Raw genomic sequence first — 8,967 nt, forward strand, 5'->3', positions numbered from 1 at the left:
TTCATTGATCAAATAAGCAATCAAAGCGTTGGGCATGAGTCCTATACCCTTTTGAAGGTCGTTGAATTTAGGAGTACTGGTTGATTAACCTACGATGAACAGTCAGCCTAGGATACATAGTACCTTAAATTCAAAAACGAGTCCAAAATTGCTATTCTGTTCAGTGCATTAATAAAATTGGTCTTTGGCATTACAGGGTGGTTAATGTGTTTGTACATTGATTCTGGCGTTCTGGCTGAAGAGCAATGTGGCCGATGGCAAACCGCTTTTCCAATTGGCGGGCTGCTTCAGTTATGCGCTCGGTAAGTAGTTCATTAGTGAGTGCATCCCCCACCACCACATGCCCGCTCATCACAATGATCCCTGATGTAAGGGTCCAGACGTGTATATCATGCGCATTTCCAAAGCCAGGAATGGAATTAATGACCTCTTGTACTTCGATTAGATTAATGTCATCCGGAGAGGCCTGTAGTAGAATATTGACGGATTCCATCATGAGTTTTAGCGTCCGGGGTAAAATGAACAGACCGATTACGGCACTAAACAAAGGATCAGCGTAGTACCAGCCAGTAAAGGTCATTACCAATCCGGCGATGATGACACCAACTGAACTAAGCAAATCACTGACGACTTCCAAAAATGCTCCTTTTACATTCAGGCTCTCTTTCGAACCCTGTCGCAGTAAAAACAGGCCATAGAGATTAACCAACAAACCGATTAATGCGACCAGCGTCATGCTGGAGCTTTCCACAGTGGGCGGATTCTGAAAGCGTTGATAGGCTTCGTACAGAATGTAAAAAGATATTCCAATCAGCACTAAGGCATTCAAAAATGCGGACAGAATTTCTAACCGGTAAAATCCAAAACTCCGGCGAGCGGTAATCGGCCGTCGACTCATCCAGGTGGCAAATAACGCTAAGCCCAACCCAATGACATCCGTTAACATATGAGCCGCGTCCGACAGCAGGGCTAGACTGCGTGTCCAGTACCCGGCAACGACTTCGACAAGAAAATAGGTGAAGGTGAGCGCAAAAACCAGCCGTAAGTTTTTATTGTACCGACTGGCAGCCGAACCTTGATTGGGGTCGTTTTGTGCAAGCATCGTTTTCTAAGTGTCTAAACGCGTTGATCGTCAACCATTAGCTTTTCGATCAGTAACATCAGAATATGAATGACTAAACCATGGATTTCCTGAATCCGATCAGCATATCCGCCATGAGGAACCCTGATTTCAACGTCCCCCTGGCCGGCCAGTTGTCCACCATCCTTGCCGGTGAGTACAAGAGTTGCCATGCCTTTTGACTTAGCCATTTGAATGGCTTTTCGGATATTAGCTGAATTGCCACTCGTAGATAATCCTACTAAAACGTCCCCTGAACGGCCCACTCCATCTATAAAGCGGGAGAATACAAATTCGTATCCATAATCATTACCCACACAGGTTAAATGGCTGACATCTGATAATGCCAGTCCTGCCAGCGCAGGACGCTCCCCCCTATATCGTCCGGTTAGTTCCTCCGCAAAATGCATTGCATCGCAATGAGACCCACCATTTCCGCAGGTAAATATTGTTCCCCCTGTTTTTAAGGCATTTACCAGCAACCGGGCCGCTGATTCTATTGTCTTTAGATTCCTCGGATCGTTGATGAAGTTTTCCAGGACAAGCTGAGCTTCTGTTAATTCAGCTCGTATTAAGGTTTGCAGTGTCTGTTGCATCGTGTTTGTCTATGGGTCTTCACTCCCTATAAGAATCCGGATAACGTATTGATGCTAAACGCAATAATAACCGTGTTAAAAGCAAATGATAACACGCTGTGGGCTAGGGTTAACCGCCGTATGGAGCGGCCCGAAATGGCCACATCCGATACTTGGCAAGTCATTCCTATCACGAAGGAGAAATAGGCAAAATCAAGGTAGTCCGGTATGTCATCTCCAGGAAAAGCCAACCCTCCCGTACTATTGGCATGCCCAGGTTTATAGTATAGGTGGGCATAATGCAGGGTAAACATGCTATGGATAAGTGACCAGGAACTTAACACCGTGGCCACTGATAAAGCAGCATGTCGAGTAGTTTCGTTAGGAGATAAGCCTTGTATGGAGCCCAACAAGGCAACGACAGCAAATACACTAACAAAAGCCCCGGCAATCGTAAGGAGAAAGATAAGGGGGCGGCTTTCATCTTCCTGTTGCGCCGTTCGCCTGGCATCTGACCAGCCAATGATGTACCAGACCAAAGAGAGTGCCGTGCACGTGTATACAAGCCAACCTACTAATAGTCGAGTTTGCCAAACGAAAAGCTCCTTGCTTAGAAACCAGATCAGGGTAGCCACACTTAAAGCAAAGGCGGAACGGAAAAATGCCGTATAGGCCCGTAATGAGCTGCTTAGCGGATTCATCATCTATTAGTTGAAATAAACCTAATGGGTTGCATTACCTGGTGCTTTCCTATTTGCCTTATTCTCGATAGAAACAAGGTTGGCCCGAATACAATAAAACAGGATCACTCAGGTTCTGCCGGACTCATCGTCTGGATTAAGTGTAAAAAATAGATAGACACTAAAATCCTGTCCCGATCGGTCAGACCGTTCAGGGTGAGCACTTACCCGTATAGTTAAGTGCTCCCAAACGGCAAACCTTTGGTTGGTAATAGCTTCCACAGTGAATGGTCCAGTCGAGACAAAATCAATCTCTTCGTTCCAGATAACCAGCTCTGCTTCATCAAGGACGGTTAGCAACAGCGGCATCTGGATCATGGCTTCCCCAGGCTTCTCTCTGACCATTGAATCGATGCGAATGGACTTGATGCCATCCCGGACGTGGACCTGAAGTTGATTGCCTGTTGTGGTTAACTGGATTGAATCGGCCTTCATCCTTTTTTTACTGAATAGGCCAATAATCGTAAGGCATTGAACACAACAACAAGCGTTGACCCTTCATGGGCAATAACCGCTGGACCAATTCCGGCAATGCCCAGTATCGTCAAGGGAATCAAAACGGCTACCATACCCAGACTGATGTACAGGTTTTGACGAATGATGCGACGAGCCGATCGGCTCAGGCCGATGGCGAAGGGTAATTTTTCGAGCTGATCCCCCATCAGGGCTATATCGGCCGTCTCCAGGGCGACATCAGAGCCAGCAGCACCCATAGCAATCCCAACTGTACTTTTTGCCATGGCCGGCGCGTCATTGACACCATCTCCGACCATCGCCACCTTGCCTTCACCCTGACGCAGTTTTTGCACAGCCTCCACTTTCGCTTCAGGTAATAAATCACCCATTGCATCGGTCAGTCCGACTTCTTTAGCGATGGCGTCGGCAACCCGTTGATTGTCACCAGTTAACATGATCATCCGCTCAATGCCAAGGTTTTTTAAATCCTCCAGCGTTTGTTTCGCTTCTGCCCGTGGCGTGTCCATTACCCCTAAAATACCCAGGAAACGGTTGTCCAGCTGCACAATCATGGCCGTATGCCCACTGGCTTCCAGCTCATCGGCTCGCTTCCGAACCGTATCAGTTAACGTATTGTTTTCTGAAAAGAGTGCTTTATTGCCGATATAGACGGGTTTCCCGGTAAGTGTTGCCTGAACTCCACGCCCGGTTAATGCTTTTATATCCTTAGCCTCTACGTTTTTTACCGCCCGGTTTAATTTTTCTTCCCCGTCGGTCACAATGGCCCGTGCCAATGGGTGATCGCTTAATCGTTCGACTGCAATGGCTACTTGAAGGAGCTCCTCTTCGGACCCATCCAACGTAGTCACCTTGGCCAATCGGGGTTTGCCCTGAGTTAATGTGCCCGTTTTATCGAACGCTACGGCGGTAAGTTCACCCAAATCTTCCAGTGGACGACCTCCTTTCACTAATACCCCATCACGAGCTGCGCGGGCCACGCCACTCAGCACCGCAGAGGGTGTAGCAATGGCTAGAGCGCAGGGACTGGCCGCAACCAGTACAGCCATTGCCCGGTAAAAACTCCTGGAGAATGGTTCATCAATAACTAGGTAAGCAAAACAAAGCACAACCACCAGAATCAATACACTGGGTACAAACCAGCGCTCAAACCGGTCCGTAAACTGCTGGGTGGGGGACTGTTGTGATTCAGCTTCATTGACCAATTTAATGAGTCGGGCCAGGGTGGAGTCACTGGCAGCCTTGGTCACGTTGATTTCCAGGACAGAGGTTCCATTAATGGTCCCCGCAAACACCTTATTCTCGGGTTTAGCCCGGTCAGGATCAGCAGATGATTCAAGAAGCGCCTGTTTGTCGACCGGAACACTTTCACCCGTAATGGGAGCCTGATTGACAGGACCGCTCCCCTTCACCACGACACCATCGGCAGCAATCTTGCTATTGGGCTTCACAATAATCACGTCCCCCACAACTAGGTCGGATACATCCACTTCTTCCGTCGCGTCGCCCCGGCGAACGGTGGCTGTTTTCGCGCTTAGGTCAGCCAGGGCTTCAATCGATTTTCGGGCACGGTTCATGGCATAATGCTCCAGGGCATGACCAATACTGAACAGTGCCAGTAGAAGAGCTCCTTCAGCCCATTCTCCCAGGACGCCTGCCCCTGCAGCAGCGACCAACATGAGAAAATCGATCTCGAACTTTCCCTTTTGAATGGATTCAACCGCTTCTTTGGCCGTAAAGAATCCGCCAAAGAAATAGGCTAAACCATAGAGGGTTAAACTGGGCCAGGTTGGAATACCGTCTATATAGGACAACCCAAATCCGACGCCTAGGCATACGGCGCACAAAATAGCAAATAGTAGCTCGGTATTTGGCCCAAAAAAGCCACCATGTTCATGGGTATCTCCCTGCTTGTGGGCATCTTCCCGGTCATGTTTACCAGGAGAGGATTGATTCGTGGACTGCGTTTTCATTGGATTCGTTGTTGTTAAAGGGTTGTTATAGTTTGGCCGATTACCTACTACCGATTGGATAGCCAGATACCATCGGGATTTCTTCGAATGGGCCCTGAGCTGTTCATTCGGAAAGGTTCGAGAATTATACGTATCCAGATCGGTTATGATAGTCCGTAAACTGGTTTGCTGACGGTCAAACTCAACCTGTAAACCGCCGGAAATAGTCACATACGCTTCTAGAATACCTGGCCATCGCTCCAATTGCCTGGCTATCTCCTGAGCCTGATCTGCCGTTTGAACCCCAGCAATCATCCCGCTATAATGACCATAACGTTGGCTAATCGAAGCTCCGGCCAGTTGGGCCTCTAACTGAGCCATTCCTCGGCTGATCAAGGCCGGGTCAAAGTGAATGGACACATAAAAGCGTTGCAAGCTCAAGTCCCGGTAAATGTAGGCCCGTATGATGCCTGTCCGTTCACGCAACCGGCCCAGGAGCCGTTCAACACATTGATCCTTAAGGTTTGGAATCCCTGGGAGCAGAAGCAGTAAGTCAATATGAATAATGTCCATTGGGCTGTTGCATACCTGTTCACTCACCTTGGGCAAGATCCATCATCGATTGACTTACCAGCGACACAAATGAGCGATACCTGCCTGAGGTATCGCTCGACGATGCATTAATGGGCGTGTCCCTCTTCTTCCCCGCTTGCCGCTTGCAACTGCGATAGGATAGCAAAAGCCCCTTTTTTGACAACCTGGGTTTTGCCAATATTCAGCGTTGACGGTAATATCACTTGAGAATAGCCTCCTTCTGTTACACCCCGACGAACGGGAATACGCCGAAAGGTTGTCCCGTGCTGCTCCGTTTCGCCAGCTTGGTGATCATGTTCTTCTTTGGTGGAGTGTTCTTTCTCTCCAGCCTCATGTTCATGCTCCTCCGGCATTTTCTCATCAGTAATGACAAAAATGTAGTCCTTCCCTTCGGCTGACACGATGGCTTCCTCTGGCAAAGCTGTCACCCGGCTTTGGCCCAGATCCAGACTGGCTTTGATAAATGTATTGGGAGTCAGACGGGCATCGGACTGATCCAGCCTCGCCACCACACGGACCGAACGATCCGTATCTATTGCCTGGTTGATATAGGTGATACGCCCTGAACGTTCCCGTTCCGGTTCGTTGTTGAGTCGAATGCTCACTCGTTGACCGGTTCGTAGCTGCGGTAAATCCTTTTCAAATACGGTTAGTTCCGCGTATAATCCCTGATTGCTGGTGATGCGGGCAATCACATCAGTGGGCTGAACATAACCGCCTGCTGATACCAATACATCTGTCACGACACCGTTCACGGAAGCCGTTAATACATACGTGCTACTAAATTGCCCCTTCAGAGCCGCTTCGGGTGACAAGCCCACTAACTGGATACGGTGAGCCAATCCTGTGACCCGCGCCCGCGTGGCTTTCAAATCAGCACTGGTTTGTTGAAGGACCTTAAGTGCACTAACATTTTCACGGCTAAGCTCCTGCTGACGCGCCAGTTCAAGTTCCAGGTAAGCTAACCGACTGCTTGTCTCGGCATAGTCCTGCTGCAATTGCACCAGGTCTGGGTTTTCCAATCGAGCCAGTAACTGACCTTTCCGGACTGGCTGACCCACCAATAAAGGAATACTCCGCACAAATCCCCCTAGTAAGGCCGTCACATTCAACTGGCTCTGGGCGGGAACGGCTAAGCGGCCATTTACCTGTAAAACTTGACCCAGATTTCGGTTTTCGATGAGCCCTGTTTCAACATTACCGATCTTAATCTGGTCTGTAGACAATTCGACCAGATCAGTCGGCGCTTCTTTATGTTCTTCTGCGGGTGCTGTTGCCGATTTACTTTCTGTTGAAGCAGACGGTTTTGACTGGCAGCCCATAGCTCCATACAGGAGCCCGATAAGACAAATTGCAAGGTATTTTTTCATGAATGCAAAAGATTGGGGTTCCTTATGGTAAACCCAGTAGTTGTTCCAGGGCGATAACGGCCTGGTTGTATTGGTCGATGGTGGCTAGATAACTAGTTTGGGTCTGGTAGGAGCGGGTCAGTGCCTGGGTGTATTCCAGGTAGTTGATTTCCCCGGCGCGGTAGGCTTTACGGGCTCCATCCGCCAGCTGACGAGCTACCGGAAGACCCGTCTGATCGTAATACGCCAGGCTAGCCTGCTGCTGTCGGATTGTTTGTACGGCGGTCGCCAGATCTCCCTGAAGCGTCCGTTGGTTATAGCTCAGTTGCGCTTCCCCAAGTTGCTGACCGATTCGGGCTGCTTCAATCCGGGCCCGCTGGGCTTTCTGGAAAATCGGAATGGACACGCCTACCAGTACCCCTTGAAACCGTTTTCCCCCATCATAAAAAACCTCATTATTGCCTACCGTTTGCCGACCAATCAGTGATTGGTTAAAGTAACCCACCGAAAAATCGGGGCGCAGGCGAGCCTGTTCCACGGCAATCTGTCGACTAGCGATATCAACCTGTTGCTGAAGGAGGGCAAGCACCGGATTCTGCGCCAAGGCAGAATCCGACAGGGTGGGGATGGATCGACGGGACAAACCACCGGAAGGCAGTGTTAATGGGTTAGTTGTATTAAGCAACGTTTGAAGCTGGTTCTGGGCAATCGCCTGATCGGCTTGAGCCACGGAAATCTGATTGCGCAGTTCCCCCAGCAAATTATCGGCAGTGGCCAATTCCAGGGCAGTTCCTTCGCCCGTTCGTTGCCGGACCTCGGTGGCTCGTCGAAACTCGACCAACAGACTATCCTGAGTTCGGAGCATCCGAGCCCGTTCCGTGATATAGGTCAGACCGTAATAGATCCGCTTGACTTGTGTCCGTAAGTCGTTCCGGGTAAGCTGAGCTTGTAGTTCAGCCCCTCGAACATTAGCGTCAGCCAGATTCTCTAGTTTTTTGATTAATTTGATATTCGGAATTACCTGTGAGACCGTCAGGTTATTATCCCAGTTTAGCGAATTGTACTGCCCGCCCATCCAGGAGACATCAGTTCGCCCAATATCACGAGCCGTCTGACGACTGGTTCGCTGCAAGGCCGTGTTCAGCGCGCTCACCCTGGTGGAGCCGTTTTGTAACTGAGCTTGCGATAAGGCCATATCCAGGGTTAAGGGCCCGGCTGGGACGGGCTGGGCTATACTGGAAAGCGATCCCCCTACACCCAAAGCAACGGTAAGCAACCACATAGCCAGCCGAGGTGTTGTGCTATTGTTCTGGGGAATATCCTCCGCTTTACGACGACCAAAGTTGGTTTGTTCCCACCAGTACAGACAGGGTAGCACTAACAGGGTCAGCAGGGTGGCCGATACAAGACCTCCAATCACGACGGTGGCCAGCGGCCGTTGCACCTCGGCTCCGGCTGTGGTTGCCAATGCCATGGGCAAAAATCCTAGTGAAGCCACCAGAGCTGTCATCAAGACCGGCCGTAACCGTGTAGCAGTACCTTGCAAAATTCGATCCCGTAGCGTTAAATCAGTTTCGACTTTCAGGTGATTGAATTCTCCGATGAGCACAATGCCATTCAATACGGCCACACCAAACAGGGCAATAAAACCTACCCCTGCCGAAATACTAAACGGCATATCACGCATCCACAGGGCAATAACCCCGCCAATGGCTGATAGAGGAATCGCTGAGAAGATCAACAGGCTTTGGCGAATCGAACCAAACGTAAAAAATAGCAGCAGAAAAATCAGCCCCAGTGCAACGGGTACGGCAATACTCAACCGGTCTTTGGCTTCCTGAAGGTTTTGGAACTGCCCCCCATAGGTGAGGTAATAGCCAGTCGGCAGCTTCAACTGTTGATCGATCTTTTGCTGAAGCTCATTAACGACGCTTTCCACGTCCCTTCCGCGAACGTTAAAGGCAACTATGATTCGGCGCTTAGCATCTTCTCGCTGGATTTGATTGATGGAGTTCTGAAAGGAAACTTTAGCTAACTGACTAAGCGGAATCGTTTGCCCATCCACTGTCGTGATCAACAGATTTTGGACATCTTCCAAACGCTGACGGCTTTGGGCTTCCAGACGAACGACAAGCTCATACCGGCGCTCCCCTTCGTATACTG

The 8,967-nt window shown here is 49.7% G+C and carries 7 protein-coding genes; all 7 read right to left on the reverse strand.

Annotated elements, in window-relative coordinates:
* Window positions 1-190 precede the first annotated feature (190 nt).
* Window positions 191-1,102, reverse strand: a complete 912-nt coding sequence (locus BGO59_RS26690) for a cation diffusion facilitator family transporter (protein WP_293688775.1) — start codon at window positions 1,100-1,102, stop codon at window positions 191-193.
* A gap of 14 nt (window positions 1,103-1,116) precedes the next feature.
* Window positions 1,117-1,716 carry a D-sedoheptulose 7-phosphate isomerase gene (lpcA, locus tag BGO59_RS26695; RefSeq protein ID WP_293688777.1) on the reverse strand — a complete coding sequence of 200 codons (600 nt, stop codon included), beginning with the start codon at window positions 1,714-1,716 and terminating at the stop codon, window positions 1,117-1,119.
* A 26-nt stretch (window positions 1,717-1,742) separates the two neighbouring features.
* A complete protein-coding gene (locus tag BGO59_RS26700) occupies window positions 1,743-2,399 on the reverse strand; it encodes a DUF1345 domain-containing protein (RefSeq protein WP_293688779.1) in 657 nt (218 codons plus the stop codon).
* Window positions 2,400-2,504: 105 nt separating this feature from the next.
* On the reverse strand, window positions 2,505-2,870 hold the full coding sequence (locus BGO59_RS26705; protein ID WP_293688781.1) for a hypothetical protein: 366 nt from the start codon (window positions 2,868-2,870) through the stop codon (window positions 2,505-2,507).
* Window positions 2,867-5,434, reverse strand: coding sequence for a heavy metal translocating P-type ATPase (locus tag BGO59_RS26710; RefSeq protein WP_293688783.1), 2,568 nt, complete (start codon window positions 5,432-5,434; stop codon window positions 2,867-2,869). Before BGO59_RS26710 ends, BGO59_RS26705 begins: the two co-directional genes overlap by 4 nt.
* Window positions 5,435-5,541: 107 nt before the next feature.
* The gene (locus BGO59_RS26715; protein WP_293688785.1) at window positions 5,542-6,825 is read right to left on the reverse strand and encodes an efflux RND transporter periplasmic adaptor subunit; all 1,284 of its coding nucleotides are present in this window, start codon (window positions 6,823-6,825) and stop codon (window positions 5,542-5,544) included.
* A 22-nt stretch (window positions 6,826-6,847) separates the two neighbouring features.
* On the reverse strand, window positions 6,848-8,967 hold a 2,120-nt coding region (locus BGO59_RS26720; protein WP_293688787.1), incomplete at its 5' end, for an efflux RND transporter permease subunit.

Origin of the sequence: Spirosoma sp. 48-14, from assembly GCF_001898575.1 — a bacterium.
Taxonomy (GTDB): Bacteria; Bacteroidota; Bacteroidia; order Cytophagales; family Spirosomataceae; genus Spirosoma.

Bases quoted from the DNA above. Each gene is read 5' to 3' on its own strand.
- BGO59_RS26715 (WP_293688785.1), bottom strand. From the start codon at position 6,825: ATGAAAAAATACCTTGCAATTTGTCTTATCGGGCTCCTGTATGGAGCT.
- BGO59_RS26690 (WP_293688775.1), bottom strand. From the start codon at position 1,102: ATGCTTGCACAAAACGACCCCAATCAAGGTTCGGCTGCCAGTCGGTAC.
- BGO59_RS26710 (WP_293688783.1), bottom strand. From the start codon at position 5,434: ATGGACATTATTCATATTGACTTACTGCTTCTGCTCCCAGGGATTCCA.
- lpcA (WP_293688777.1), bottom strand. From the start codon at position 1,716: ATGCAACAGACACTGCAAACCTTAATACGAGCTGAATTAACAGAAGCT.
- BGO59_RS26705 (WP_293688781.1), bottom strand. From the start codon at position 2,870: ATGAAGGCCGATTCAATCCAGTTAACCACAACAGGCAATCAACTTCAG.
- BGO59_RS26700 (WP_293688779.1), bottom strand. From the start codon at position 2,399: ATGATGAATCCGCTAAGCAGCTCATTACGGGCCTATACGGCATTTTTC.